Raw genomic sequence first — 26,555 nt, 5'->3', positions numbered from 1 at the left:
TCGTATAGGCGTAGACTAGGCGAGCCGAACCGTCGGGTAGCGCTGCGTCATCTGATCCTCCGACAGGAACGTCGCGTCTTCCGCGATGGCCTGCGCGATGAGCAGATGGTCGAACGGATCGCGATGGTCCGCATGACGTGGCAAGCCGGTCAATTCCGTGAGATGGGCTCGGTCGATGCCGAGCAAGCCGAACCCTTGCCGCTCGATCATCGCAAGCGGCTAGGCTTATCGAGGATCTAGGAATAATTACACATCAACGTCGCGCTGTCAATCCCGGCAGCCCGCCTCCCGCGCGCGAGGAACTGCGACGGTTCCGGGCCTCCAGCAGCGTGAGACGCCCTGGGACAGGCGGGACGAGCGTCCCGTCTGTCCGGCGAAACGAACGGCGATCCGTTCGCTTCCACGCTCACCAACGGTGATGCCAGCCGCCGCCCCGGTGCCAGCCGCCGTGCCATCCGGCGTGATGCCAGCCACCGTGCCAGCCGAAGCGGCGCGGGCCGCCCCATCCACCCCAGCGGTGCCAGCGCGGGCCGCCCCAGCCGAAGCGGCGGTAGCCGTGGAAGCGGGGGCCGTAGGCGTAGCCGCCGTAGAAGCGCGGTGCCCAGCGGTTCGGGCGGCAATAGCCGTAGAAGCCGCGGTGGAAGCCGGGGCCGCAGCCGTCGCGGGCTTCGGCGATGCCGGCGCTCGCCCCGATGAGGCCGAGGGCCAGGAGGGGCGCTGCGATCCAGTGTCGACGCATGGTTGGTCTCCTCATGCTGGGGGGCGACGGGCGGTCGGCGTCAGGCGCCGCAAGACAGCACGCCGCTCCGGTTGACGATGCCGTGGCCGCGGCAACTCGGTGCGAGGGTTTGGGCCGGCCGCCTCATGTCATCGGGGCGCCCGGCCGCTCGCCTCAGAAGCGGTTCGGCCAGCACTTGCGGCCGTAGGGGCCGAGGTGGAAGCCGGGCGGGCAGGCGCGGCCGCGTCCGTAGCCGCCCCACTGCCCGCCGGAGCGGCAGCCGCCATAGGGTCCGCGATGGCCCATGGGTCCGCAGCCGCCATAGACCTGGATGATCCGGGCATCGCCCCCGGTATCGACGGCGTTCACGATCGGCAGAGCCGAGGCCGGCCCGGCGAGCGACATGGCCATGCCGAGCGCCAGCACGGGGGCTGCGACGAAGCTCTTCAGCATCTTGAAAAATCCTCCGAATGCGGCGGCGGCTCTGTCTGCCTCCACCGTCGGAAGGATGCTGCGCCCCGTCTCCTTCCCGGATGTGACGTGGGCTCGTCGCGATGTGACGTTTTGTAACCGTGCCCGTCTCAGCCTCGGGCCGCGCGCGGCAGGCTGAAGGAGAAGCAGGCGCCGCCGAGGCGGCCATCCGCCACCGCGAGGGTGCCGCCATGGGCCTCCACGATCTGCCGCGCGATGGCGAGACCGAGCCCGCTGCCGCCCGTGTGCCGGTTGCGCGAGCCCTCGACCCGGTAGAAGGGGCTGAAGATCGCCGCGCGCTGCGCCTCGCCGACGCCCGGGCCGTCATCCTCGACGCAGACGCGGCAGGCCTCCGCGCTGACCTCCAGCGCCACCTCCACGCGCTGGCGGCCAAACTTCACGGCGTTGTCGACGAGGTTGGTCAGCACGCGCCGCAGGGCCACCGCATCGCCCGCCACCACGGCGTCGTCCGGCCCTCCCCCGTCGCCGCCGGCGAGGCCGACCGGCTGCCCGAGGGCATCGCGCTCGGCCACTTCGATCGCCGCGAGATCGGCGAGGTCGACCCGCTCGCGCCTCCGCGAGATCGCGGTGCCGCGGGCGAAGGCCAGGGAGGTGTCGATCAGGTCGGCCATGGCGTCGACGTCGCCGATCATGCGCTCGCGCGCGGCCTCGTCCGGCACGCTCTCGGCGCGCAGGCGCAGCCGGGTCAGGTAGGTCTTGATGTCGTGCGAGATCGCCCCGATCAGGAAGGAGCGCTCCTGCAGCAGCCCGGCGACGCGTTCCTGCATGCCCTGGACGGCGCGGGCGAGGCGGCGAATGTCGGGGGCGCCGTCAGAGCCGATGGCGGCGGCCTCGCGGTCCACGGGGCCGCCATCGAAGCCCTCCGCGGCGGCGGTGAGGCGACGCAGGGGGCGCATCTCCCGCTGCGTCGTGTAGAGCGCGAGGCCGGCGACGAGAAAGCCGAGCAGTCCGATCCAGAGGCCCGGCGGCAGCCCGAACAGCCGCAGGTTGATGCCACGGGCGGGCTCGACGTCCTCGATAACCAGGAAGTGCCCGTCCGGCATCTGCCAGACGATCCGGGCCGGCCGGCCCTCGGTGCTGAGCGCGGAGGGGCGTTCCGGCACCGAGGCACCGGTATAGGCGCGCAGGTCCCCCACGATCTTGCCGCCGGCGAAGTTGCGCAACGTCGTCTCGATGCGCGGCGCCCGGCGCAGGTCGCCGGTCTCGGCGGGTGCCGTCTCGACGATGGCGGCGCGCATGTGCGGGTCGTTGACCGCGCGCAGGATGCTGGCGCGCAGGGCCGGGTTCGCCTCGCGCACGAGGTCGATGATGCCTGCGGCCTGGGCGAGGCGCGGATAGGGGCCGGTGAAGGTCCGGCGCGAGGCGTTGCGCTCGAAATGCCCGATTGCGATGGCCGCGCCGATCACCACGGCGAGCGCCAGCATCAGAATGAGCGTGAGGCGACCGAGCAGGCCGATGCGTCCGAGCATGGCTCAGGCCGGCTCGACCGAGGCGGCGAGGATGTAGCCGGCGTTGCGCACCGTCTTGATCTGCCCGGCAGCCGCACTCCCACCCTCCTCCAGCCGCTTGCGCAGTCGGCTGACCTGGACGTCGATGGTGCGGTCGAAGGCGTCGGCCACGCGCCCGCGCGTCCAGTCGAGAAGCTGGTCGCGCGAGAGGACGCGCTGCGGCCGGGTGACGAAGCACATCAGCAGGTCGAACTCGGCGCTGGTCAGCACGATCTCGCTCGCGGCCTCTGCGGTCAGCACGCGGCGGGCGCCGGCATCCACCACGAGATCGCCGACGCGCATTCGCCTGGGTGCCTCGGCAGGCTCGTCGTGACTCGGCCTCACCCGGCGCAGGACCGCGCGGATGCGCGCCAGCAGCACCCGCGGGTTGAACGGCTTCGAGACGTAATCGTCGGCGCCCATTTCCAGTCCGAGCACCCGGTCGATATCTTCGTCCTTGGCCGTGAGCATGATGATCGGCGGCCCTCCCGCCGCGCGCAGGCGCCGGCAGATCGAGAGGCCGTCCTCGCCCGGCAGCATCCAGTCGAGCACCACGAGATCGGGCACCGGGCCATGGGCGAGCAACCGGTCGAGGGCCGCGCCCCCGTCGAGCGCGCGCACGGAGAACCCCTCGCCCTCGAGGAGTCCGCCGAGCAGCGCGCGGATTTCCGGGTCATCCTCGACGATCGCGAGGGTCGTTCCGACGTTCATCGAGAGCCAGCATAGGGACGCATGGCGCGCCGGCAACGCCAGACCGCTCGCCGTCACAAAACGTTACACGCGCAGGTGGCCGCTCGCCTCCATCGCGGTGCCGTCGGGGCGTGCGGCGTGGTTGCCGGAGGCGTTTCACGCGACCCGATTTGGAAAGCAGTTTCCTCGACATGTGGCCGGATCGCTCGTGCTTTCGCTAAGCCGTTGCCGATCAAGGTCATTCAGAGGCCGGCCCCGATGCGATCGGCGGGCGATCCATCGAGGACTTGCCGCGCGATTAACGATCTTCGTTGACGCTTGCTTGGTGACGTTCGTGCTGTTCTGCGCGCTTGCGATCTCGACCGTCGAGACCTTCAAGGCCGAGCCATGCTCATCACCGACGCCGCCCTGCAGACCTCCGTGCCCGAGCGCGGCGGCCGGATCGGGCGGCGGCTCATCGGCCAGTTCTGCCTCGTCGGCCTGATGATCACCATCGTGCTGTCGGGCTTCTTCTTCACCAACTGGAACCAGCAGGCCCTGCTCGATCTGCGTGAGGGCGGACGGCAGATGCGCATCGCTCAGGAAGCCCTGATGGATGCCGAGGGCTACGTGCTGAACAAGGCCCTGGGCGATCGCGCGGTCGAGCACTCCACCTATAGCCGCGCCCTGGAGGCGCTGCACAGCCGCGACGCCCAGCTCGCGCAGCTCGACCGCTACCTGCGCGCACCGGACGGCACGCGGCGCTCTGCGGTCGCCATCGTGAAGACGCTGGAGACGAGCTGGACCGACGTGCTGGCGGTGGCGCGCGAGGGCCGGCTCGAGGAGGCGCAGGCCCTGCTGCGCGAGCGCGGCAGCGCCGCCCAGGTCGCCGGATTGCGCACCGCCTTCGACCGCTTCCTGGTCGATTGGAACGCGCAATTCGCGCCCCATGAGACGCGCATCGAATTCGGCAAGGTCTTCGTGCTGCTCTCGGAGCTGCTAATCGGCGCCGTGATGATCTTCGCCTTCCGGGCCGGCGCGCGCGATGCCCGCGCGCGGCAGGCAGCCATCGGGCAAATGGACGAATCCCGCACCCAGGTCGGGCACCTCTTCGAGATGACCGACATGCTGCAGAGCGCGGCGGATCACCACGATGCCAACGCGGTTCTGCGCGCCACGGCGGGCGAACTGATCAAGGGCTTCGGCGGCGCGCTCTACGTGTTCAACAATTCGCGCGACCGGCTGGTGCTCTCGACCTCCTGGTCCTGCGAGGAGGCAGGCGCGCTGCCCGAAACGATCACCGTCAACCAGTGCTGGGCGATGAAGCGCGGCAAGCCACACATCAACCGCAGCGGCGGCAAGGCGCTCTGCTGCGAGCACCATGCTACGGGTGTCGCCGCCCTGGAGATCCCGATGACGGCCCGTGGTGAGAACCTCGGGCTGCTGCAGATCTTCGCCTACGGCGCCGAGGCCGAGGCGCGGCTCTCCGACATCCTCTCACTGAGCTCGGCGCTGGGTGACGCCATGTCGCTGGCGCTGTCGAACATCGCGCTGCGCGAGAAGCTGCGCAACCAGGCGCTGCGCGACCCGCTCACCGGCCTCTACAATCGCCGCTACATGGAGGACAGCCTCGACCGCTACGTGCGCCTCGCCGAGCGCGAGGGCCGCACGGTTTCGGTGATCATGATCGATCTCGACCATTTCAAGCGGCTGAACGACGAGCACGGCCACGCCACCGGCGACGCCGTGCTGCGCGAGGCCGCGGCGGCCATCGTCGGCACGCTCCGCGAGACGGATGTGGCCTGCCGCTACGGCGGCGAGGAGCTGATCGTGTTCCTGCCCGATTGCGATCTCGACGACGCGGCGATCAAGGCCGAGCAGATCCGCGCGCGGATCGAGGGCCTGTCGGGCGCCCACGGAGCGCAGGTTTCGGCCTCGCTCGGCGTGTCCTCGGTGCCCTGCACGTCGAGCACCAGTGCGGAGCTGGTCAAGGCCGCCGACACGGCCCTCTACCGGGCCAAGCACAACGGCCGCAACCAGGTCGCCCTGGCGCCGATGCGCTCCGGGTGGCGGGGCCACGACGGCAGCTCGGACGAGCAAGCCAGCCGGCTGGCGATCGCCGCCGAGTGACAGTCCGACGTCGGGCGTCCGAAGCGCGGCGTCACCCCTCGAGAACGGATCGCCGCAGCGGCTCGTAGGTTGCGCGGTAGCTCTTCGGCCCGACGATGGGCAGCAGCCTCCGCTGCAGCCAGCCCGGGCGACGGGCGCTGCGGGAAACGCGGTCCGTCATTGCCTGGACATGCTCGACGCGCGGGCGGCGCAGTCTCTCATACGCCTCCCCGACGGTGCTGCGATCCGGGTGCTCGGCCAGCAGCCGGGCCAGCACCAACGCGTCTTCGAGCGCCATCGCGGCACCCTGCGCCCAAACCGGCGCGGTGGCATGCGCGGCGTCGCCCACCAGGAGCGTACGGCCGCTGGTCCAGCTCGGGATGCGAACCTCTTCGAGCGGCGAATGGTAGATCGCATCCGGCCGCGCGAGGATCCAGGACAGGGTCTCGCGCACCGGGCTCGGGAAGCTGCCGAAGACCGAGGCCGCCGCCGCGAGATCGCTGCCCGCCGGCGCGTCTCCCGTAAGGGCGGCCCAGCCATAGGCCTCGCCCTCGACCGGGATGAGCAGGAACAGCCCACGCCGCCCGCTCCAAAGGGTCCAGCCGTCGATGCCCGGATTGGGCGCCATGAAGCGCCAGCTCGCACGGGCCAGCACGGCCGCGCCGAGCGTCGCCTCGCCAAACAGCGCGCGACGCACCGTCGAGTGGACGCCGTCCGCACCGGCCAGAAGGCTGCCGCGCTCGCTGGTGCCGTCCGTCAGCGCGACGGTGACGCCGGTCTCGTCCTGCCGGATCGCGAAGACCCCGCAATCCTCGCGGACCGTCCCGTCCGGCAGGCCCAACCTCAGCAGACGCAGCAGGTCGGCGCGGCGCATGCAGCGCGGCTGCGCGCCGGCGTCCCAGAAAGCCGCCTCGTCGATCGAAAACAGGGTCCGGTCGCGCTCGGTCCGATAGGAGCGGTGGCGGATGGCCGTGCCGGTTTGAACCAGCGCGTCGGCGAGCCCGAGTTCGCCCAGGGCGCGGATCGCATTGCCCGGCAGGTTGACGGCGAGCCCCGCATCGGCTGGCCCGGATCGGCGTTCGAGAACGAGCGCTGGGACGTTGCGGCGATGCAGAGCCCGCGCCAGCGCGAGCCCGGCGACGCCACCGCCGACGATCAGGACGCGGTCGGTCGAGTCCGTGGACATCAGGGGCTCCGGTCGGTTGCCTTGCGCGGTTCTCGCAGACGGGAGCCGCAGATGCCACGATCCCGCCGTCGCGTGAACGGCCTGCCCGTCTGGTCAGGGTCGAGCGGGATAGAGCCGTCATCCTTCGAGAGGTCAGCCCAGCATGCCGGCTTGCCGCAGCCAGGCCTCGTACCAGCCAGGCCAGGACTCGCTCTCCGTGCCCGGGCGGCCCATTCCGAAGCCGTGGCGGCCGGTCTGCGGCAGATGCAGTTCGACGGGGACGCCGGCCCGCATGCAGGCTTGCGCCATGATCCGGGTGTTCGCGGCATCAGCGACCTGATCGTCCTCGGCGTGGACGAGGAAGACCGGCGGCCCGCCGGCCCGGACCCCCGTCTGAACTGACCATTCGTGTGCGAGAGCAGGGTCACCATGACGGCCGACGACCTGGTGGGCGGTCGACGTGCCGTCGTAGGGCTGCTCCAGCGTGATGACGGGATAGGCCAAGGCTGCCCCCGACGGCCTCGCGGAGAGGGCATCCGCCGCGTCCACCGGATCGTAGGTCGGCCGGTCGAAGCGCGTCGCGGCCAGTCCCACCAGATAGCCGCCCGCCGAGAAACCGAGCGCGCCGATGCGCTCGGGATCGAGCCCGTAGCGGCCGGCCCGCGCCCGGATCAGGCGCAGCGCCCGCTGGGCGTCCTGCAGAGGCGCCAGCCGACCTACCGGCCAGTCCTCGCGCGGCAGACGGTAGACCAGGGCGAAGGCGGTGATGCCGCGCGCGGCGAGCCAGCGGGCGGCAGGCCGTGCCTCCAGCTCCATCATGATCCGCCGATAGCCGCCACCCGCCGCGACGAGCACGGCCGCGCCGTTCGGGATCTCCGGCACGAAGACTTCGAGGCCCGGCACTGTAATCGAGAGGATCGCACCCCTGTCCGTGGCCTCCATCGGGCCGGAAGGGCCGCCGCCACCCGGCGGCGTGCCCGGCCAGAGCGGGACGAATCCGGTCTCGCCCGCGACCGCCGGGCTGCCGGCGGCGACGGTCGCCCCGGCTCCGAGGAGGAGCGCCCTCCGGTTCATCCTCATCCGTCAATCGTCCCAGCCGTGTCCAGACATCTGGCGTTCGGCGCGCAAGTACACGATGTCGTCGAGACCGGCCCTATCGCAAGGTTTGGCACCTTTCGGAGAGGTCGCCCGCGATCGCGGGCTTCTGCACGCGGTCGCGGCTTTTCCGATTGGCGAGCCGCGGCGCCGATCAGGCCGCCGCCAGGCGCACCCGGCGAGCAGCCGGCATCAGCCGGCGCAGCGCCACGTGCGTTGGCAGGAACAGCGTGAGCGGCAATCCGACGAGCATCAGAGCGAGCCACGCCCAGGCCGGCATCCAGCCCTGCGCGGTCGCGTCGCTGAAGCCCCAGACGTAATTGATGTTCACCGGTGTGAGGCCGGCATCGGCGCGCGGGCCCGGCATCAGGAAGAAGCAGACGAGGATCGTGATCACAGCCATCACGGTCCAGATCGGCAGCGCGCGGCGGTCGTAGCCGAGCCGGGCAACGAGGTAGACCAACAGGAGCGGCAGCCAGCCGTGGAAGCCGGACAAGGCCCGTAAGAGCAAGGGCTTGGCGGGATCAAACATGTATTCGGTCATGCCGGTGATCGGCCGTCCGATGGCGGTGCCGAGAAAATCGACGATCCAGAGGAGCTGCGGCGCGAGGATGCCGACGGCGCAGAGCGAGATCAGCAACGGGCTCTCGATCCAGATGCCGACCAAGGTGAGAAGCACGGCCTGATCGCAGAAATAGACGAAGTTCGTCGGCCCGTAATGGAAGAGATAGACCGGGATCAGAACCAGCGCGAAGGCCGAATAGGCGAGCTTCAGCGTCAGCGGGATACGCGGTTCGAACGGCAAGGCGGGAGAAGCCGCTGTCGCGACGGCGTTGGGGGCAGTCATCGTCATCTCCGGGAACGAAAGGGATCAGCCGCCCGCGACGCCTTCGTGACGTCGCGGGCCGGAGCCTGTCGAGATCAATCCTTGCCCACCGACATCAGGAGGCGCTCGGTGCGGGCGTCCTCAATGCGGTTGTGCATGCGCTTGCTCTCGTGGACGTCGCGCATCGTCTTGGTGCAGGTCACGCAGGACTGTACGAGCATGACGACGCCCATGGCGAAGTAGCCCTTCATCCAGAAATCGATCGGCATGAACAGGATACCGATGGCCACCATGGCGGCGGAGGCGACGAACGAGCCGTAGGTGAAGGTGACCCAGGCACTCGAATGTTGGGGTGAGGCTTCGGTGGTCATGACGGATATCTCCTCGAATGGCGGTGGGGATGTGAGGGATCAGGCAGCTTCGGCGCGGCGGCGAAGCCGGTCGAGCACGGCGTCGGCGGTCGTCTTGCTGCTTGGGCCGAAGCCCTCGCGCTCCATGCGCGCGGCGATGTCCGCACCGGGCTGGATGTCGGCGAGGGCCGCCTCGGTGTCGGCCGCCTCCTGTTGGAGGTCACGCAGGCGCTTGAGAGTCGCTTCGGCCTCGGTGAGCGTGGCGAGTTCGTTCGGGCCCGGATTGACCCGCATGCGGCGCACTGCCTCGGCGGCGGCTGCCGTACGCCGGCCGCGCTCAAGCTCGGTCTGGCGTCGCGTCGCCTCAGCGACGACCGTGCGGATGCGGGCGACCTCGGCCTCGTAGCGGCTCCTGGCCTGCCGGATCGCATCGCGCTCGGATTCGAGTTCGGCGATCGCTTGGGCAGCTTCCCGGGCGAGATCCTCGCGGCCGGCGGAGAGAGCGGCCACCGTGCGGGTTTCGAGATCGATGGCTCGGTTTTCGATGTCGCTGAGCTTTCGGCCCTCGGCCTGATCGGCCGCGACGGCGGCGGCGAGTGCGCGCCGGCTCCGCTCCAGCGAGGCGCGGGTTTCGCGGACCTGCTGGTCGAGGATCAGAAGGGCGTTGCGGTCGAGAAACTCTTCCTCGGCGCGCGCGGCGGCGCCACGGGCGAGAATGCGAAACAGCTTGAGCATCGGAGTGTCTCCACAGGCGTGATCGATGTCACACCCGATGGTTCACACGAGTTTGCACAGTGTTCAAGTGAGATTTTGCACATCGTGCAAAATCGGAGGAGCGGCGCTCATAACTGCGCGCGCGCCCTGGCGTCGCCAGGCTCGGCCACTCGACGGGGGATATCGGTGCTGTGTTGGACGAGCGGCTCGAATGCCGTGCCGCGGCGACCTGCGCTTAGTGGTTCTCGCGAGCGGCGAGCCAGGACAGCGTGAAGTAGGCGACGATGGCGGCGCCCTGCAGGACGATCAGCGCGATCGGCATCGGCAGAAGCTGAGGCGTCAGCACGGCCAGGGTGATGCCGCTGGTGGCCGCCAGGAGCCAGACGACGCCGCCCCAGGCGCTGGTCAGCCAGAGGCCCACGGCCGCGGTGAAGTCGATCACGGCGAAATAGACCATGACCGTCTGCCGGCCGAGCGGCTCGCCCTCGAACGGTGGGCTGCCGGGCAGCACGTCGACGATGTCGGCCCAGGTCAGGACGCCCTTGGCGACCCAGACCAGGGCCACGATGCGCATGAACCAGACCAACACCGTGTCCCAATGCGTCTGCCGACGCTCGGCACGCTCGATGCGGTCGTTCACGCCCTCGGCACCGCCGATGCGTCCGCGGCCGTCCCGCGTCGTGCCGACTTTGGTCAGGGCTTTCACCGACGAGACCCGCTCATGCGAAGGACGGCTCGGAGCCGTCGAGGGGTTCGAAGGCGGCGGCGATCGTTGCCGGATCGACCGCCTCGATCGTGGCGGGCTGCCAGCGCGGCGCGCCGTCCTTGTCGACGATGACCGAACGCACGCCCTCGAAGAAGTCGTTTCCGCCCATCACGCGGGTGCAGAGACGGAACTCCGCCAGCATCGCCTCGGGGAAGCTCATGCCGATGCCCCGCCGCATCTGCTCGAAGGCGATGAGCACGCTCGTCGGCGAGCGCGAGCGGATCAGGGTCGCCGTCTCGGCCGGGAAGGATGCGCCGGAGGAGGCCGCGACGTCGAGGCGGCCGAGAACGTCGTGCAGGGTTGGGGCCGAAAAGCATTCGTCGATGGTGCTGCGCTCGGCGACGAGCGGACCGGTCTCGGGCCGTTCGGCCTCGAATGCGGCCAGCGTGTCCGCGATATCGCCACCACGCGCGAGTGCGTCGACGATGGCCTCGAAATCAGTGGCCTTCGCGGCATGAGTGGCGAGCCCGAGCGCCAGGGCATCGCCCGCTCCGACGCGGGCCCCCGTCACGGCCAGGTAGGTCCCCGTGCGTCCGGGAAGCCGTGGCAGCGAGTAGGTCATCCCGACATCGGGAAAGTAGCCGATCCCAGTCTCGGGCATGGCGAACATGTATTTCTCGGAGGCGACGCGCACGTCCCCGTGCAGCGAGAGCCCGACCCCGCCGCCCATCACGACACCCTCGATCAGGGCGATGTAGGGCTTCGGATAGCGCTTCACGTAGGCGTCGAGCTGGTACTCGCCGATCCAGAACGCCATGGTCTCGTCGAAGCGTCCGGCCTTGCCGAGTTCATAGATCTGCCGGATGTCGCCGCCCGCGCAGAAGGCCCGTCCGCCTGTGCCGCGGATCACGATGCGGCTGACGGCATCGTCGGTCTCCCAGGCCTGCAACTGGGCGTGCATGGCCCGGATCATCGGCAGCGTCAGGGCGTTCAGCGCCTTCGGGCGATTGAGGGTGATGAGGCCCGCCGCGCCCCGCTTTTCCAGGATGATTTCAGGACCGGCCTGATCCGACATGCACGCGCCTTCTCGTTGAAGCGCTTAGACGAAGTCTCGGGCGCCCCGTCAATCACGGCCGAGCTGCAGTTCACGGGATTGGACTCGACCTGCGCCGGCGCAGGATCGGCAGACGGTTCACTGTTCTTCGACGGCCGCGCTCAACGCCGGGGTCCAGCGCGCGACTTCGCTTTCCACGAGCTTCTGCAGCGCGACGGGGCCACGCTCGCTGCCGGCCGGGATCCTGCCGCCGAGCTTGAGCAGCCTCTCGCGGACCGTCGGATCGTCGAGCGCCTTGTCCAGGGCATCGACGAGCCGCGCATGCACGTCCTTCGGCAGGTTCTTCGGCGCGAAGACGGCGTTCCAGGCACTGACCTCGAAACTGGGAAGCCCAGCCTCGCGCGTCGTCGGAACGCCCGGCAGCGCCGGCGAACGCTCGGGCGTCGCGATGGCGTAGGCCCTGATCGTCCCGGCCTGGAGGTGGGGCACGACGTTGACGATCTGGTCGGTCAGGAAGTCTACCTGGCCCGAGATCAGGTCGTTCATGGCGGGGCCGGTGCCACGATAGACGACGAAGGTCGGCTTCACGTTGACGATCGAGTCGAATAGCATTCCGGTCGAATGCGAGACCGAGCCCACCCCGGCATGAGCCTGGCTGTAGGTCGAGCCCTTCTTCTGCAGGGCCTCGACGAAGCTCTTCAGATCGCTTGCAGGAAAATCCTTGCGCGCGACGATCACCACCGGCGTGCCCGCGGCGAGGCCGATCGGATCGAAAGTGCGGGCCGGGTCGTATTTCAGGGTACGGAACAGAGCCGGGGCCGCCCCGTGTGTGCCCATGTGTCCGATCATGATGGTGTAGCCGTCGGGCTTGGCCAGCGATGCCTCTGTGATGCCGGTGGTGCCGCCGCCACCCGAGATGTTCTCGATCTTGATCGGCTGCCCGAGCGCCTTTGCCATGGGCGGCGCGATGATCCGGGCGATGGTATCGGTCGGGCCGCCGGCCGCGAAAGGCACGACGAGGGAGATCGGCTGGTCCGGATAGCCCTGCTCTGCCATTGCCGGGACCGATGCAGCCACGACCGCGCCGATGGCGAGAGCGGCGGCGAGAAGCGCGCGGGTTCGATCGAGGGCGGACATCGGACATCCTCCTGGAGGACAGCGCTTCACAGTTACGAGCAGCCGGGCATATCCGGCAAGAGCCGTGCCGGCCGACCCTGCCGCGTGGGCGATGTCGCCAGCGCATCGATGCCAGCAAGCCATTCGGCCGGCACCGGCATTACGAGGACGCCGCGCCGAGCTTGCGCCGGATGGGCTCCCCACTCTCGTCGTCGCGTCGAGCCGGCTCCTCGGGTGCGGCGCCGGTGCGTGCGGGAGAGGTTCCGACGGCGCTCGCAATCTGGCCGAGCGCGTCGCGCACCGGCTCCAGACCCTGAACGGTGATGAAGCTCGAAGGCGGTCCCATGGCCGGGATGAAGCCGGCATCCGACAGCGTCTTGAAGACGGAAAAATTCAGATCGCTCTGCACGCCCTGCCCGAGGTTCACGTCGCTGATCATGGCGATCAGGTCGAAGTCCAGGAATGGGTCGCCGATCTTCTTGAAGACCACGCGCGGCGGCGGCTGCTTGAGCACGTCCGGATGAGACTTGGCGCAATCGACCATCATTTCGGCAGCACGCACGGGATCTTGGTTGCGCAGGACGCTGACCGAGATGATCACCCGCCCGCTGCGGTCGCCGCGCACCCGATTCTTCACGACCCCCGAGATCAGGTTGGAGTTCGGCACGATCACGGCCGAGCGGTCGAAGGTTTGGATCTCGGTGGAGCGCACCGAGATGCGCTTCACGATGCCCTCCGAGTCGCCGATCAGCACCTGGTCGCCGACGCGGATCGGGCGCTCCCAGAGCAGCAGCAGGCCCGAGACGAAGTTGTTGACGATGGATTGGAGGCCGAAACCGATACCGACCGACAGCGCGCCGGCGACGATGGTCAGCTTTTCCAGGCTCAGGCCGAGATAGGAGAACGCGAGGGCCAGCGCGAGCAGGAAGCCGCAATAACCGGCCATGGTCGAGATCGAGTTGCGCAGGCCCGCATCGAGCTCGGTCGCGGGGAGATAGGTGTTTTCCAGCCAGCGCTGCACCGACCGCGTGACGAAGACGCCGAGGGCGAGGATGCCGAGGCCGAACACGATTCCCGAAAGCGAGATCGTGACGTCACCGACCTTGAAGCCGAAGAAGGCCGAGCGGAGCGACGAGAACACGTCGTTCGAATCGAGCCCCCACGGCGCCAGCGCCAGCAGCAGCGCCACCGCGATGAGCACGACGCGGGAAAATCCCGTGGCGAGCACGGCGATCTGATCCAGCGAGCGCTTGCGCAGGCCGGTATTGGCCTGGAGCGCCGTGGCGATCTTGGTGTCGTTGCTGAGTGAGCCGCCGATGAACTCGTCTGCGCTGGCGATGAGCAGCCAGAACAGCACGAACAGGCTCGCCGTCCAGATCAGCTGGTCGACGAGGAAGGATGCGAGGGCGACGTAGCCGATGATCGCGCCGATGCCGACGAGCACCGTCGCCGCCCAGCCGAGCAGGCGCAACGGGCCGCCGATGCTGCTCGAGGTCTCGGTGCCGACATAGGGACCGAAGCAGGCCTCCTCCTTCTCCGCCGTATCGGCGAAGCGATGCAGGCCAATCGCCAGCAGCAGGGCCGCCGTGACGGCGCCGATGCCGCGCGTGGCGATGGAGATCGAGAGCGCGGCGTAGATGCCGGAATTGAGGGCCTCGGTGGATTTCGAGATCGTGATGACCACCGCGATGCTGACAGCGAGGAGCTGGACGCGCCAGGCGGCGGCGTCGCTGACCGGCGTCGGCCGCCAAGCCGGCTTGCCGACCGCAAGCAATGCGTCACAGAGCGCCTGGACGAAGGCGATGAAGGCCAATCCGATCAGGATGGCGCTCGCCACCGGCATCAGCCGGGTCGGCAGCAGGTCCGTGGCATCCAGGGCGTAGTAGACGGCGTAGCTTCCGACCACTGCCGGAACGGTGCCGAGCAGCAGCACGCGCCAGGCGGCGAGAAGCTTGGCGCGACGGGAGGGCTCGGTGACTTTGACGTCGCGTCGGCCAAATTTCGGCGCGATGTTGCGCCGGCCGAAATACAGCGCGAACGAGATCCCGAAGGCCGCGCCGAGAACCAGCAGGTTCCACAGGCTGCCGTTGCGCGAGAACAGATAGAGGATGTCCTCGAGCGCGGATTGAAGCGATTTCAGGTCGCGCGGCAGGTCGGCGCCGATCTTCATCCAGAGGTCTGGACTGAACAGTGCGGACGAGCGCTCGAACAGCCCGCGCGTGAAGGCGGCCCGGCGCTTGTTGGTGATCTGATCGACGATCTGGTCGCTCTGGACCAGCAGCGACTTGGCCAGACGCTGTGTCTCGTCGATCTCGGTGACGGCATGCCCGCGCTCGACGCGCTCCTTGGCGACGTCGTCGCCCTCTTCCGAATCCTTCGGCTTCGGGCCGAGCTGCGTCAGCCGCTCACGGGCGGCCTCCAGGCGCGGATCGAGAGCTGCGATGATCGCCCGGATCCGATCGGAAACGGCTTCCAGCCCATCGCGGGCGGTCGTGAGCGCGCCGGCGCTGACGTCGCGGCCGGTGACCCGCTTCTCGCGAGTGTCGAGGTCGCTCTTGATCTGGTCGAGCCGCTCGCGGACCGTCTTGATCCCCTCCGAGACCTGCGGCTTCGGTGCGGGCTTGGCGGCAGGAGCCGGTGCGGCCGCCTGCGGCGCGGGCGCAGCCGTGCCCTGCGGCGGTTGCGGCTTGTCGCTGCCGGTTTGCGGCGGGGGCGCCGCCTTCTGCTCCTGCGTTTGAGCCGGCGCTGCCCCCTGGCCGAACACACCGGTCGGCACGGCAATCGCTGCACCCGCCAGGATTGCCGAGAGGGCCGCGATGCGCGCGGCGCGAAGGGTCGATCGAACCATCATCGTCCTTGTTCGAGGGCCGGGCCCCGTGTCCGCGGCCGAAGCGATGTCCGCGACTGAGATGGGGCAGTTCGCGAAAATCGCACCCGTCGCGGCGTCCTCCGTCGCGGATCAATGGGGCGAAACGGTGCAGGGCGCACCTGAACCCGCCGCCTTGAGATCGAATCTGTGCGCGCGACGTCTCGCCAATCCGAGCGACCTTCACAACCCTGTCACGTCGATATTAGACTGAGCAGCAATGGACATGGCCCTGTCGTTCCGCTGCCGGGCAGCGACGACCGTCGTGACACCGTCCGACGCCACGCTGCCCGCGTCTCACCGGCTGCCCCTCCCCGGCAGTCGCCGCCGGCGTTTTCATTTCTCTCCCGCTCCTAACCGCATCGAAGGCACTGTAACGGCCAAGCTTCCGCAGCGCGGGAGAACGGCCGGGGGTGCCATGTCGTGCCGTATCGGAGTATTGGACCAAACCACGGGGTCAGAGCTCGTGAACGCGATGAGAAAGTTGCGTCGATGACGAGTGCCCTATTCTTCGCGATCACGCTCCCAACGGCGGCGCGCCTCGAACGATTGCTCGGCGAAACGTGCAGTCAACGGAGGCCGACATGAACGCGCACGTCGGCAACCTTCGCACGCTGGTGCTCAACGCCGATATGCAGCCGGTGAGCTGGGCACCGCTCTCGGTTTGGAATTGGCAGGACGCCCTGGTCGCCGTGCTTCAGGAACGCGTCATCCAGGTGAAGACCTACGATGACGTTGAGGTGCATTCGGCCAGCCAGTCCTTCCAGGTTCCCTCGGTGGTGGCTCTCAAGAGCTACCATCGGCGTAAGAAGGTGGCTTTCACCCGCTACCACCTTTTCCTGCGCGACGAGTTCACCTGCCAGTATTGCGGCGAGCGCCTGCCGCCGCAGGAACTGACCTTCGATCATGTGAATCCGCGCTCGAAGGGCGGCGAGTCGGCCTGGACGAACATCGTCGCGAGTTGCAGCGCCGACAATCTGCGCAAGGGTAACCGCTCGTTGGACCAGAGCGGCATGAACCTGCGCCGCAAGCCCTTCGAGCCGTCGCCCTACCAGCTCGACGCTATCGCCCGGCGATTGCCCAAGGCGAAGAACGAGCTGCACAACACCTGGCTCGACTTCCTGTACTGGGACAGCCCGCTCGAAACCTGAGGCCCGGATCGCGCTCCGATGTGCGATCCGGCACGGGACGAGCACCCGATGCCGCCCATGTTCGGCTCCAGAGGCCCGGCGATTTGGCGCTGGGCAAGGAGACCGTCATGGCCTGGGCCATCCTGTTCGTCGCGGGCCTGTTCGAGGTCGGCTGGGCCATCGGGCTGAAATACGCCGACGGCTTCACGCGGCTTTGGCCGTCGGTCTGGACGCTGTTCAGCATGGTGGTGAGCGTCGTGCTGCTTTCCTATGCCGTGAAGACTCTGCCACTCGGGACCGGTTACGCGGTCTGGACCGGCATCGGCACGGTGGGCACCGTAATTCTCGGCATTGCTCTCTTCGCCGAGCCCGTCACCGCGATGCGGGTCGGCTGCATCGCCCTGGTCGTGACGGGTATCCTGGGGCTGAAACTCGCCGAGTAGGTTTCAGCGAGGCGGCAGAGCCGTTGCGTTCGAGCGCCAGGCGAGATCGAGGATCAGGCCTCGCGGGTAGGTATCGAGCACTGGCGCGACCGGCAGGCCGGCAGCGTTGAGCAGACCGGCCGTCCAGTGATTGCACACATTGACGAAGGAGAAGCGGCCGGTGCCGGCATAGAACAGGCTCGGTCCGTAGAGGCCGGGCCCCTCGTCCACGGGCTGGCCGTTGTTCAGGCGGAACGCTGCGTCGAGGCGCGCGATCAGCCGTGAAAGGCCGGCTGGTGACACGCGGATCGGCACGATTTCGGCGTTCGGGAAAGTGGCGCGCAGGTCATCCGGCAGGCCGACGACCTGCACCACGCCGGTAGCGCCGCCCGGTGTGAAGAGTGCCTTCGCCGCCAGCACCCAGTCGACATCGGCGACCGTCGGCGTCGACCGATAGAAGCGGGCCTCCCCCCAACCGAATTCGATGTTTTCGTAGTTGCGGAAGCGGGTGGCGACGTTGCGCAACGCCGCGCCGGCCCCCTGCCCCGTCAGCGCTGCACGCGGCAGCACGATGCCGGAATGCCAGCCGTGGCTGACGAGGTGGATTTTTTGCGAGTCGCCTTCAACGGGCGGGTAAAGGGCCAGGTCTCCGGGTTTTGCCGTCAGGACGACGGCGAGCAGGAACGCCGCGCAGATGGCCGCCGCTGCAAGCCCAAGGCGACGCGGCCATGTCAGCGGTTTCATCCCGTTTCCGGTCGATGAGTTCGACCCGTCGCGTGGCGCATGCACGGCCGTCTTGCTGCGCTCGCAGTGACGGAGAGAGCTCGGCGCCTCACCCCTGATCCGACAACCGCGTCAGCGCCTCGCGGATCTTCTCCAGCCGTGCGGCCTCGCTGTCGCGGCGCTCGCGCTGCTCTTCGACCACCTCTTCGGGGGCGCGGGCGACGAAGTCGGCGTTGCCGAGCTTGGCGTCGAGCTTCTTGATCTCGACTTCGGTCTTGCCCGCTTCCTTGCGCAGGCGCTCGACCTCGGCGGCGAGGTCGACGATGCCCTCCAAGGGCAGCGCTGCCACGGAACCGCGCACCAGGAGCTGCACCGAGTTCTTGGGTGCATCCGTCTCGAATCGGATCTCGGAGAGGCGGCCGAGCCTGAGCAGGGTGTCCTGCCAGCGCTCGACGCGCTCGCACACGGCCCCGTCGGTGCCGACAAGCACAAGCGGAATCTGCGTGCCAGCCGGCACGTTCGTCTCGGAGCGGGCCGAACGGATTTCGGAGATGAGCTCGACCAGGAAGCCGACTTCTGCCTCGGCGGCGGTGTCCGAAAGCCCGGAGAGATCGGGCCAGGAAGCCAGCGTGAGGAGCCCGCGGTTCGTGATACCCTCCCCCTTGATCGCCCAGAGCTCCTCGGTGAGGAACGGCATGAAGGGGTGCAGAAGCTTGGCCACCTGATCGATCAGGTAGGCGATCGACTTCTGGGTCTCGTCCTTCAGCGCCGGATCGACGCCTTCCCCCTGCAGTACGGGCTTGGCCAGCTCGACGTACCAATCACAGAAGATGTTCCAGACGAACCGGTAGGCGGCGGCCGCCGCGTCGTTGAAGCGGTAGGCGTCGAGCGCCGTTGCGACCTCGGAGACGGCGCGCGCGGCCTCGCCAAACGCCCAGCGGTTGAGGACGGCCTTCGCGGATTCCGGCCGGAAGGCGGGATCGAGTTGGCAGCCGTTCATCCCGGCGAAGCGCGAGGCGTTCCAGAGCTTCGTCGCGAAGTTGCGGTAGCTCTCGACCTGGTTCGGCCCGAGCTTGATGTCGCGTCCCGGCGCAGCCAATGCGGCCAGCGTGAAGCGCAGGGCGTCGGCGCCGTACTCATCGATCAGGCCGAGGGGATCGACCACGTTGCCCTTCGACTTCGACATCTTGGCGCCGGTGGCATCGCGCACCAGGGCGTGCAGGTAGACGGTCGAGAACGGCGCCTTGTCGGTGAGGTGCAGGCCCATCATCATCATGCGGGCGACCCAGAAGAACAGGATGTCCTTGCCGGTCACCAGCGTGTTGGTCGGGTAGTAACGGGCGAGTTCCGGCGTCGCCTCGGGCCAGCCGAGGGTCGAGAACGGCCAGAGCGCCGAGGAGAACCACGTGTCGAGGACGTCCTCGTCACGCCGTAGGGTGACGGGGCCGCCGCGGGCCGCCTCGGCCTTGGCCTGCGCCTCCTGCTCGTTCAGCGCGACGTAGATGCCACCGTCCTCGTCGAACCAGGCGGGGATCTGGTGGCCCCACCAGAGCTGGCGCGAGATGCACCAGGGCTCGATGTTGGTCAGCCACTGGAAGAAGACCTTTTCGTTGTTCTCGGGGACGAAGCGGGTCTCACCGTCGCGCACGGCCTGGAGGGCGCGCTCGGCTAGGGGCTTCACGTTCACGTACCACTGGTCGGTGAGATAGGGCTCGATCACGACGCCCGAGCGGTCGCCATGCGGCACGGCGTGGACGTTGGGCTCGATCTTGAGGAGCAGCCCCTTTTCCTCCATCAGCGCGACGACGCGCTTGCGGGCGACCTCCCGGTCGAGGCCGTGCAACTCCAGCGCCTCCGGCTCGGGATCGGCATCCTCGAGAAAGGCCTCGTTGCCGGCCAGCAGGATCTGGCCCTCCTCGTCGAGCACGTTGATCGCGCGCAGACCGTGGCGCTTGCCGACCTCGAAGTCGTTGAAGTCGTGAGCCGGGGTGATCTTGACCGCGCCGGTGCCCTTCTCGGGGTCGGAATAGGTGTCGGCGACGATCGGGATCGCGCGCCGGACCATCGGCAGCAGCACCTTCTTCCCGATCAGGCCCGTGTAGCGCTCGTCCTCCGGATGCACCGCGACCGCGGTATCGCCGAGCATGGTCTCCGGGCGCGTGGTGGCGACCGTGATGGTCTCGCCGGTGAGGCCCCCGGTCTCGTCGACGACGGGATAGTCAAAGTACCAGAGGTTGCCCTTGGTCTCGACCTGCAGGACTTCGAGATCCGAGATCGCGGTCTGGAACTTCGGGTCCCAGTTCACGAGGCGCTTGTCGCGGTAGATCAGGCCCTGCGCGTGCAGGTCGACGAAGGTCTTGAGGACGGCCTCGGACAGGCCTTCGTCCATGGTGAAGCGCTCGCGCGACCAGTCGCAGGAGGCGCCGAGGCGCTTGAGCTGCCCGACGATGGCGCCCCCCGACTCTTCCTTCCAGGCCCAGACCTTTTCGAGGAAGGCCTCACGGCCGAGCTCGCGCCGGCCGGGCTGCTGCGCCTTCATGAGCTCGCGCTCGACCACCATCTGCGTGGCGATGCCGGCATGGTCGGTGCCGGGCTGCCAGAGCACGTCGCGACCGCGCATGCGCTCGAACCGGCAGAGAATGTCCTGCAGCGTGTTGTTGAGCGCGTGCCCGATATGCAGCGAGCCCGTCACGTTCGGCGGCGGGATGACGATGCAATAGGGCTCGGCGCCCGCGCGCTCGGGCCGGCCGGCACGGAACGCGCCCTCGGCCTCCCAGGCTGCGCCGACGCGCGCCTCGACGGCGGCGGGATCGAAGGTCTTGTCCATCATGGGGCGGTCGGGCCGTTGGTGCGGGCGGTCTTCTCAGGAAGCCGCCGCTTTCAACCCTTCGCCGCCCCGGCGTCAACCGCAGGCGCGTGCGATTACCGCCCGAGACTACCGGCCCCTTGCGACCCGCTCGATCTCGGCGCGGACCAGTCGCTCGACCATGTTCGGCAGGTTCTCGTCGAGCCAAGCCTTCAGCATCGGCTTGAGCATGTCCTTGACGAGGTCTTCCAGCGTGCGCGTGTTGCTCGTCAGCATGGTGTGGGCGAGCATCGTGAAGTGCTGGCCGACGGCGTCGTCCGTATCCTTCGAAACGAGGCGCTCCACGACCTCGTCCTCGACCGCGGCTTGAAGACGCTGCGGCGCCTTCTCTGAAGCCGGGGCCGGCTTCGGCGGCGCGATCGGCTCGGGTTCGGCCATCGCGAAATCGACGTCGTCGAAACCAAAATCGACCTCGGGCGGCTCGAAGGCGACCGGCTCGGGCTTGCGCACTGGCTTGGCGACTTGGGCGAGGTCGAGAACGTCGTCGGCGCGAGGCTTCGCGGCCGGCGCTGGCGCCGGCTCCGGCTCGGCCTCGTCGCCGGTATCGTCCGCGATGATGCGTCGGATGGAGGCGAGGATCTCCTCCATGGAGGGCTCGCCTGCGGCGGGCTCCTTCATCGTCTCCGGGAATCGGGGGCTTGCAGCACTCATCCTGACGACAACTCACGCGAGGGGTGCAGAAGAGAATCGGAGAAGATGGTTAACAATTCACGTAGGGTGTCGAAGAAGACGCAGGGGCCTCGAAGATGTGACGGGGAATCGCTTCCCCGTCCAACTGATTGCGTCAGCGACCGTCCGGCGTCGAGACCCCGTACCAGAGATCCTTGATCTGGTCGTAGTGCTCCTTGGCGCTGTAGGGCGTGACCGGCAGCGAGGTGAAGCGCACGGTGAGCCGGCCGATGGATTGGACGACATCGTAGGAAAAGACGACGCGGTCGCGCTGGGCCAGGATCAGGTTCACCCGCGAACTCAGCAATTCTTGCTGTGCGTTGAGCACGTCGAGGGTCGTGCGCTGGCCGACACGGGCCTCTTCACGCACGCCATTCAGCGCGACTTCGTTGGCCTGGACCTGCGCCTGCGAGGCCAGAACCTGCGCCTTCGCGGCCTCGAGCCGGCCCCAGGCCTGCACGATCACCGAGCGCACGCTGTCGCGGTCGCGCTCGGCGATCAGCCGGGCTTGCCCGACCAACTCCTTGGCCTGACGGATCTGCGAATATTCGGTGCCGCCCTGATAGAGCGGGATCGACAGACGGCCGACGATGGACGCGGCGGCGAAATTGTCGCCGGGAAACTGAGAATCGTAGCGCTGTTGCACCTGGCCCTGGATGGCGGCCGTCGGCGAAAGCATGCTCTCGGCGACTTTCACCTGCAGCTCGGCGGCATCGACCGCATGCAGCGACGCCAAAATCTGCGGGTGCTCGCGCAGGCCGATCTCGACGCCCTCTTCGAGGCTTTTCGGCACGTAGCGGTCGAATGGACGCCCCGGCGCGAGCTGGCGCGGCTCGACGCCTATGTTCTGACGATACTGGGCGATCGCCGACCGCAGCTGCGACTCGGCGCCGCTCACGTTCGAGCGGGCACCCGACAGGCGGGCCTCGGCCTGGGCGACGTCGGTGCGCGTCACCTCACCCACGTTGAAGCGGTCGCGAGTCTGCCGAAGCTGCTCTTCGAGCACCTCGACGTTGTTACGCTGCAGCTCGAGGTTCGCCGTCCCGCTGAGAACGTACATGTACGATTGGGCGGCATTGAACAGCGTGGTCATTTCCGTGAGGCGGATCGCCTCGCGGTTCGACAACACGTTCGACTCGGCCTGACGGGTCTGGCTGTCTGTCCGAAAGCCATTGAACAGGGTCTGGTTGATGGTGATGCCGGCACCGCCGGGCCTCGTCGTCTGGTCGAGCCGCTGCCCTGACACCTGGCCCTGAGTCCGGGTCAGGCCGATATCGGCATCGATGGAGACGGTCGGCCGGTAGCCAGCCTGCGCCTGGTTCACGGTCTCGTCGACCGAGCGCAGCCGGGCGCGCTCCGAGTTTAGAATCGGATTCGCTGCGTATGCCCGCGACAGCGCGCTTTCGAGGGTTTCGGCTCCAGCTGGTCCGACGGTTGCGAGCGCCAAAACGGCAGCGCTCGACAACCGACGCGCCCACCGCGCCGCAGGTGTCCGTACACTCACGCTCATCAGCCCTTGCGGTTTCTGAATGAACCAGCGGCCGCATCAAGATTGCGACCTTCGACACGCCTGAAGCGCGTTGCCGGCTTGCCCGCCTCAGAGCGAGCTTAACCGATCCAGGGTGCCGCGGACTATATTGTGCAGGCCTGCCGTCATCGATTGCTTAACGGTGGCGCATAAAGGCGACACTCGCTTAACCTGTGATGCATTCGCGCGTCAGAACGCGAAGCCGTGCGCGGCGGCGAAATCCGTCAGTGCCGGCAGGTTAGCGTCGAAAAGCGGACGCGCGCCGAAGGCGTCGCCAGCCCGCACGAAGAGCGTGACTTTGGCGCCACGGTCCTGGCCGAGCACGCAGACCAGGCGGCCATCGTCGCGAAGCTGGTCGAGCAGGGCTTGCGGCCTGGTCTCGACTCGGCCCTGCACGAGGATCGCATCGTAAGGACCCTGCGCTGCAGCCCCCTCCCCGAGCGGCCCGGCGATCACCTCGGCGGTCTGGCCGAGTCGCTCGCGCGCCACCTGCGCCAGCCCCAGGTCGGATTCGAGAGCCACCGCGCGCGCCTTGAGTTCGGCGAGGAGAGCGGTGCCGTAGCCATAGCCGGCGGCGACGTCGAGCACGCGGGCGCCCGGCCGGATCTTCAGCGCCTGGATCATGCGAGCGAGCACCATCGGCGCCGGCATCGAACGCGCGGCCTCGCCGCCGCTCGAGAGCCGCAAGGTCCGATCAATATAGGCGAAGTCCTCTGCGCCCGGCTGCACGAAGCGCTCGCGGGGCACGGTGGCGAAGGCGTCGAGCACTCCGACGTCGTTCACGTCGAACGTGCGCAACTGGCAATCGACCATGAGCTGCCGAGCCTGAGCGTAATCGAGCATGGAGGCTGCAACCCTTTGGACGGCTTCGGTGCAGGCTTCGGGCGACCCCCGTGGCCGCTCGCCGCTCCGACGCGCCGGGTTGTCGTGGATCGGTTCCAAAAAGGCAAGATTTTCGCGCGCTGCGAAGGCATCCGGCCGGCGCGGGCGTGGGACGACCGGCGAGATACGCTCCTGGTCAGGGAAGCGAACTTCCGTCGCAACGCATAGAGAGTAAGGCGTGTCGCGCTAAGCTCGCGATACCGGCCTGCAGGCCCCGATCGGTGCAATCGCCGGAAGAAGTTTGGAGGCCTCGCCCGGAATCGAACCGGGGTGCAAGGATTTGCAGTCCTCTGCGTAACCACTCCGCCACGAGGCCTTTCCCGATGGCCGCACCGTGGTGCAACCGTCGCCTCCGACCGGGCGGCCGATCGGGGAGGACGGGTCTCTAGCAGAGCCGCAGGCCGATCGGCAACGGGAATTCCCGAACCGTGACGATGGATTCGCATCCGCTTCGCCTCGAGCCCCTGAGCCGGCTCTCGGTACCGGCAACGTCTCGTGCGATCGTGGCGCCGAGGCCACTTGCTTTGTTCGTCGGCGATGGGCTAAGGACCGCGCCGTGATCGCGAAAGCGGCACCGGTGATCCCCGATAGCTCAGTTGGTAGAGCAGGCGACTGTTAATCGCCTTGTCGCAGGTTCGAGTCCTGCTCGGGGAGCCAATTTTCCAGACATTCTGCGCTTTCGCCTCGGCCGGCATGTTTAGATCGAGCCTTGCCTGCTGCGTCGATCTCGGTTCGGGCCACGCTGAAAGGCGGCTCCTCAGCGCGGGGACACCTGATCGACTCGCCGAACATTCGCCGTAAAAACCCTCGCAGATCCGGGTCTGGAACGACCGAGATTCGCACTCGGCTTGGGGCGAGGTAGACGACATGAAGAAGACGATCGCGACGGCCTTGATCTTGGGGAGCCTGACGGCTCTTGCTCCTGCCGCGCAGGCTCGCGACGGCATCAGTGCCGGCGGCGCCGCGGCTTTGGGCGTGCTCGGTGGCCTGGCCGTCGGCGGAGCCATCGCCTCGTCGAACAACGGTTATTATCCCGGCCAGCCGGTCTATCGTGCGCCCCGGCCCGTCTATGTCGAGGAGGATGTCGGCCCGGTCTGCCATTTCGAGCGCCGCCGCTACATCGACGCTTACGGCGACGTTCTCTTCCGCCGGGTTCGCGTCTGCGAGTAAGCCAGCGGGCAGTCCTCAAAGAATGGCCCGGCCAGCATTTGCTGAGCCGGGCTTTTTCGTGTGCTGAGGGCGGAGCGGTGAAACGGCGCCTGAGAGCCGACCCCGTCAGTGAGGAGTGAACGGCCCCGGGTTCGAACCTGGTGCCGGTTCCGGCTCGGGCTTCGGCTTCCGATCACCGCCTTGTGGCGGTTTCTGACCATCGACCGGGCGGCTCTCGGTGTCGCCTTGGCCAGGCCGCGCCCTCTCCGGCTCGCTGCGGCCGACCTTGTCGTCGTGCTCCTCGATGAGTTCTTCCGCTACGTCCCGGTCGCGCTCGCGATCCATCATTCGTCTCCTTTGGCTGTCTGGCGAACGATTGGACCCGCATTCGGTTTCCTGATCGACCAGGCATATCTGCTGGGAAACGGGGGCCAGCCTGTGCTCGGCTCGAAAGCCGCTGCCAAACCCGACAGAATCATCGGGATTGGTGCTGCGCCACTTGTCTGACGCGGAGAGAGCCATGGCTTACTGTCGAGGATCTTCAGCGTGAGGGGCGTCCGCAAACTGCCCTGCCGAAGGCTCGCTCGAGACGGCGTTAGCCCGCGAAAGGTCCGCGCGCTCCAGTGGAAATCAAATTCTCACGTGGAAATGCGCGAATGACGAGTGCGTCTGCCCGATCAGAGGTCTCGAAAAGCCGGATGGAGGAAGCGCCAAAACGGCGGCCTGGGTGCGATCCTGGTCGCCGACCCGTCACTGCGGGATGGGCCGGGGTTTTCCTTCGTCGTCGATCGACACGAAGACGAATGTAGCCGCGGTGACTTTTTCGCGGAGTTGCGTGCGGAAACGGCGGGCCCAGGCCTCGACCTCGATCGTCATCGAGGTGCGGCCGACGCGGCTGATCCTCGTATAGACGCAGAGAACGTCGCCGATCCGGACCGGCCGGATGAAGGTCATCGCATCGACGGCGACGGTGACCACTCTGCCCTGGGCTCGGTCGACGCCGGCGATGCCGCCGGCTTGGTCCATCTGCGACATGACCCAGCCGCCGAAGATGTCGCCATTGGCGTTGGTGTCGGCAGGCATCGCGATGGTGCGGACGGTGAGCTCGCCCTTCGGCTCGGCCCCAGCAACCGCCTCATCCATCTGCGCTTTCCCCCGATTCGACCGCGCGCTCTTTATGCGCCGCGCGTTCGTTCGGGTCCAGTTGGCGCGCCCCCTAGAAGAAGCGTTCCTTGATCACGATGGTGTCGCCAGGCCGCACCGGATAGCTCATCGGCACGATGCCGTTGACGAGGCCGCCCTGTCCGTCGCGCGTCAGCACGGCGTAGTCCCGTGCCGCACGTGGGCCGAAGCCGGCGGCGATGGCGACGGCCGTCTCCACCGTCATGCCGTTCACGTACTGATACTGGCCCGAGGTGGTGACCTCACCGAGGATGTAGAATGGACGGTAGGCGTCGATCTCGACGGTGACGTGCGGCTCGCGCAGGAAGCCGTTCGAGAGCTTGCTCTCGATCAGGCGCGCGGCCTGGGCCGTGGTCTGGCCACCGACTTGAATGGTGCCGACCAGCGGGAGGGCGACGCGGCCGCCGCCATCCACGGCGTAGATGTTCGAGAGATTGTCCTGGCCGAACACGATGATGCGCAGCTTGTCGCCTGCGGAAAGCGTGTAGCGCGCGGCGATGGAGCCGGTACCGGTGGCGTCGAGCTCGTTCGTCCGGAAATCCGGGCGAAGGCAGCCGCCGAGCGCCAGCGTCGACGAGAGAGCCAGGATCAGTGCTCGCCGGTTCATGCGAATACGCCGTCGTTACGAAATGACTGA

26 protein-coding genes and 2 tRNA genes are annotated in these 26,555 nt (G+C 68.0%); 5 read left to right on the top strand and 23 right to left on the bottom strand.

The window, feature by feature from the left end:
- Nucleotides 1–15 precede the first annotated feature (15 nt).
- The 5 genes from GGR33_RS10715 to GGR33_RS10695 all read right to left on the bottom strand — a co-directional run bounded on the left by GGR33_RS10715 (nt 16) and on the right by GGR33_RS10695 (nt 3,408).
- Nucleotides 16–210, bottom strand: a complete 195-nt coding sequence (locus tag GGR33_RS10715) for a PIN domain-containing protein (protein WP_183504779.1) — start codon at nt 208–210, stop codon at nt 16–18.
- 196 nt (nt 211–406) lie between these two features.
- Complete coding sequence (locus tag GGR33_RS10710; RefSeq protein WP_183504777.1) at nt 407–739, bottom strand: GCG_CRPN prefix-to-repeats domain-containing protein; 333 nt, start codon at nt 737–739, stop codon at nt 407–409.
- Between the two features lie 153 nt (nt 740–892).
- Nucleotides 893–1,171 (bottom strand): GCG_CRPN prefix-to-repeats domain-containing protein, encoded by a 279-nt coding sequence (locus tag GGR33_RS10705; RefSeq protein ID WP_183504775.1) that lies wholly within the window; start codon nt 1,169–1,171, stop codon nt 893–895.
- A 128-nt stretch (nt 1,172–1,299) separates the two neighbouring features.
- The gene (locus GGR33_RS10700) at nt 1,300–2,679 is read right to left on the bottom strand and encodes a sensor histidine kinase (RefSeq protein WP_183504773.1); all 1,380 of its coding nucleotides are present in this window, start codon (nt 2,677–2,679) and stop codon (nt 1,300–1,302) included.
- 3 nt (nt 2,680–2,682) lie between these two features.
- The gene (locus GGR33_RS10695) at nt 2,683–3,408 is read right to left on the bottom strand and encodes a response regulator (RefSeq protein ID WP_183504771.1); all 726 of its coding nucleotides are present in this window, start codon (nt 3,406–3,408) and stop codon (nt 2,683–2,685) included.
- 366 nt (nt 3,409–3,774) lie between these two features.
- Here GGR33_RS10695 and GGR33_RS10690 point away from each other — a divergent pair, with 366 nt between their 5' ends.
- Nucleotides 3,775–5,496 carry a GGDEF domain-containing protein gene (locus GGR33_RS10690; protein ID WP_183504769.1) on the top strand — a complete coding sequence of 574 codons (1,722 nt, stop codon included), beginning with the start codon at nt 3,775–3,777 and terminating at the stop codon, nt 5,494–5,496.
- Nucleotides 5,497–5,527: 31 nt separating this feature from the next.
- Here GGR33_RS10690 and GGR33_RS10685 read toward each other — a convergent pair whose 3' ends face one another.
- From GGR33_RS10685 to GGR33_RS10645, 9 genes are all read right to left on the bottom strand, one after another.
- Nucleotides 5,528–6,661 (bottom strand): FAD-dependent monooxygenase, encoded by a 1,134-nt coding sequence (locus GGR33_RS10685; protein ID WP_183504767.1) that lies wholly within the window; start codon nt 6,659–6,661, stop codon nt 5,528–5,530.
- Nucleotides 6,662–6,793: 132 nt separating this feature from the next.
- Nucleotides 6,794–7,720, bottom strand: a complete 927-nt coding sequence (locus tag GGR33_RS10680) for an alpha/beta hydrolase (protein ID WP_246412948.1) — start codon at nt 7,718–7,720, stop codon at nt 6,794–6,796.
- Nucleotides 7,721–7,889: 169 nt separating this feature from the next.
- Nucleotides 7,890–8,582 carry a hypothetical protein gene (locus GGR33_RS10675; protein ID WP_183504765.1) on the bottom strand — a complete coding sequence of 231 codons (693 nt, stop codon included), beginning with the start codon at nt 8,580–8,582 and terminating at the stop codon, nt 7,890–7,892.
- Between the two features lie 74 nt (nt 8,583–8,656).
- A complete protein-coding gene (locus tag GGR33_RS10670; RefSeq protein WP_183504763.1) occupies nt 8,657–8,932 on the bottom strand; it encodes a YiaA/YiaB family inner membrane protein in 276 nt (91 codons plus the stop codon).
- 39 nt (nt 8,933–8,971) lie between these two features.
- On the bottom strand, nt 8,972–9,646 hold the full coding sequence (locus tag GGR33_RS10665; RefSeq protein ID WP_183504761.1) for a PspA/IM30 family protein: 675 nt from the start codon (nt 9,644–9,646) through the stop codon (nt 8,972–8,974).
- 214 nt (nt 9,647–9,860) lie between these two features.
- Nucleotides 9,861–10,331, bottom strand: coding sequence for a DUF6163 family protein (locus tag GGR33_RS10660; RefSeq protein ID WP_183504759.1), 471 nt, complete (start codon nt 10,329–10,331; stop codon nt 9,861–9,863).
- A gap of 13 nt (nt 10,332–10,344) precedes the next feature.
- Nucleotides 10,345–11,406, bottom strand: coding sequence for an enoyl-CoA hydratase/isomerase family protein (locus GGR33_RS10655; RefSeq protein ID WP_183504757.1), 1,062 nt, complete (start codon nt 11,404–11,406; stop codon nt 10,345–10,347).
- Nucleotides 11,407–11,523: 117 nt separating this feature from the next.
- On the bottom strand, nt 11,524–12,522 hold the full coding sequence (locus GGR33_RS10650) for a tripartite tricarboxylate transporter substrate-binding protein (RefSeq protein ID WP_183504755.1): 999 nt from the start codon (nt 12,520–12,522) through the stop codon (nt 11,524–11,526).
- A 139-nt stretch (nt 12,523–12,661) separates the two neighbouring features.
- Nucleotides 12,662–15,352: a DUF3772 domain-containing protein gene (locus tag GGR33_RS10645; protein ID WP_183504753.1), complete on the bottom strand. Its 2,691-nt coding sequence runs from the start codon at nt 15,350–15,352 to the stop codon at nt 12,662–12,664.
- 599 nt (nt 15,353–15,951) lie between these two features.
- Here GGR33_RS10645 and GGR33_RS10640 point away from each other — a divergent pair.
- Both GGR33_RS10640 and sugE read left to right on the top strand, forming a co-directional pair.
- A complete protein-coding gene (locus GGR33_RS10640; RefSeq protein ID WP_183504751.1) occupies nt 15,952–16,518 on the top strand; it encodes an HNH endonuclease in 567 nt (188 codons plus the stop codon).
- Nucleotides 16,519–16,625: 107 nt separating this feature from the next.
- Nucleotides 16,626–16,940 (top strand): quaternary ammonium compound efflux SMR transporter SugE, encoded by a 315-nt coding sequence (gene sugE / locus GGR33_RS10635; RefSeq protein ID WP_183504749.1) that lies wholly within the window; start codon nt 16,626–16,628, stop codon nt 16,938–16,940.
- 3 nt (nt 16,941–16,943) lie between these two features.
- Here sugE and GGR33_RS10630 read toward each other — a convergent pair whose 3' ends face one another.
- The 6 genes from GGR33_RS10630 to GGR33_RS10605 form a co-directional block, all read right to left on the bottom strand.
- Entirely contained in the window at nt 16,944–17,663 is a 720-nt protein-coding gene (locus GGR33_RS10630) for a DUF2459 domain-containing protein (protein ID WP_183504747.1), read from the bottom strand.
- Between the two features lie 88 nt (nt 17,664–17,751).
- Nucleotides 17,752–20,472 (bottom strand): valine--tRNA ligase, encoded by a 2,721-nt coding sequence (locus GGR33_RS10625; protein WP_183504745.1) that lies wholly within the window; start codon nt 20,470–20,472, stop codon nt 17,752–17,754.
- 105 nt (nt 20,473–20,577) lie between these two features.
- Entirely contained in the window at nt 20,578–21,126 is a 549-nt protein-coding gene (locus tag GGR33_RS26240) for a PopZ family protein (RefSeq protein ID WP_281381142.1), read from the bottom strand.
- A gap of 166 nt (nt 21,127–21,292) precedes the next feature.
- Nucleotides 21,293–22,687: a TolC family outer membrane protein gene (locus tag GGR33_RS10615; RefSeq protein ID WP_183504737.1), complete on the bottom strand. Its 1,395-nt coding sequence runs from the start codon at nt 22,685–22,687 to the stop codon at nt 21,293–21,295.
- A gap of 207 nt (nt 22,688–22,894) precedes the next feature.
- Nucleotides 22,895–23,548 (bottom strand): protein-L-isoaspartate O-methyltransferase family protein, encoded by a 654-nt coding sequence (locus GGR33_RS10610; RefSeq protein WP_183504735.1) that lies wholly within the window; start codon nt 23,546–23,548, stop codon nt 22,895–22,897.
- Nucleotides 23,549–23,829: 281 nt separating this feature from the next.
- A tRNA-Cys gene (locus GGR33_RS10605) sits at nt 23,830–23,903 on the bottom strand.
- Nucleotides 23,904–24,168: 265 nt separating this feature from the next.
- On the opposite strand from GGR33_RS10605, the gene GGR33_RS10600 reads away from it, so the two are divergent.
- Together GGR33_RS10600 and GGR33_RS10595 are read left to right on the top strand one after the other, a co-directional pair.
- A tRNA-Asn gene (locus GGR33_RS10600) sits at nt 24,169–24,244 on the top strand.
- A 210-nt stretch (nt 24,245–24,454) separates the two neighbouring features.
- Complete coding sequence (locus GGR33_RS10595; protein ID WP_183504733.1) at nt 24,455–24,757, top strand: hypothetical protein; 303 nt, start codon at nt 24,455–24,457, stop codon at nt 24,755–24,757.
- 105 nt (nt 24,758–24,862) lie between these two features.
- On the opposite strand, the gene GGR33_RS10590 is transcribed toward GGR33_RS10595, so the two are convergent.
- The 3 genes from GGR33_RS10590 to GGR33_RS10580 all read right to left on the bottom strand — a co-directional run bounded on the left by GGR33_RS10590 (nt 24,863) and on the right by GGR33_RS10580 (nt 26,525).
- Nucleotides 24,863–25,258, bottom strand: a complete 396-nt coding sequence (locus tag GGR33_RS10590) for a hypothetical protein (protein WP_183504732.1) — start codon at nt 25,256–25,258, stop codon at nt 24,863–24,865.
- 228 nt (nt 25,259–25,486) lie between these two features.
- Nucleotides 25,487–25,879: an acyl-CoA thioesterase gene (locus GGR33_RS10585; protein ID WP_183504730.1), complete on the bottom strand. Its 393-nt coding sequence runs from the start codon at nt 25,877–25,879 to the stop codon at nt 25,487–25,489.
- Nucleotides 25,880–25,952: 73 nt separating this feature from the next.
- Nucleotides 25,953–26,525, bottom strand: coding sequence for a polysaccharide biosynthesis/export family protein (locus GGR33_RS10580; RefSeq protein WP_183504728.1), 573 nt, complete (start codon nt 26,523–26,525; stop codon nt 25,953–25,955).
- Nucleotides 26,526–26,555 lie beyond the last annotated feature (30 nt).

Source organism: Methylobacterium brachythecii, from assembly GCF_014196345.1.
In the GTDB taxonomy this organism is placed as follows: Bacteria; Pseudomonadota; Alphaproteobacteria; order Rhizobiales; family Beijerinckiaceae; genus Methylobacterium; species Methylobacterium brachythecii.
This window is presented reverse-complemented; position numbering and strand designations above follow the sequence as displayed.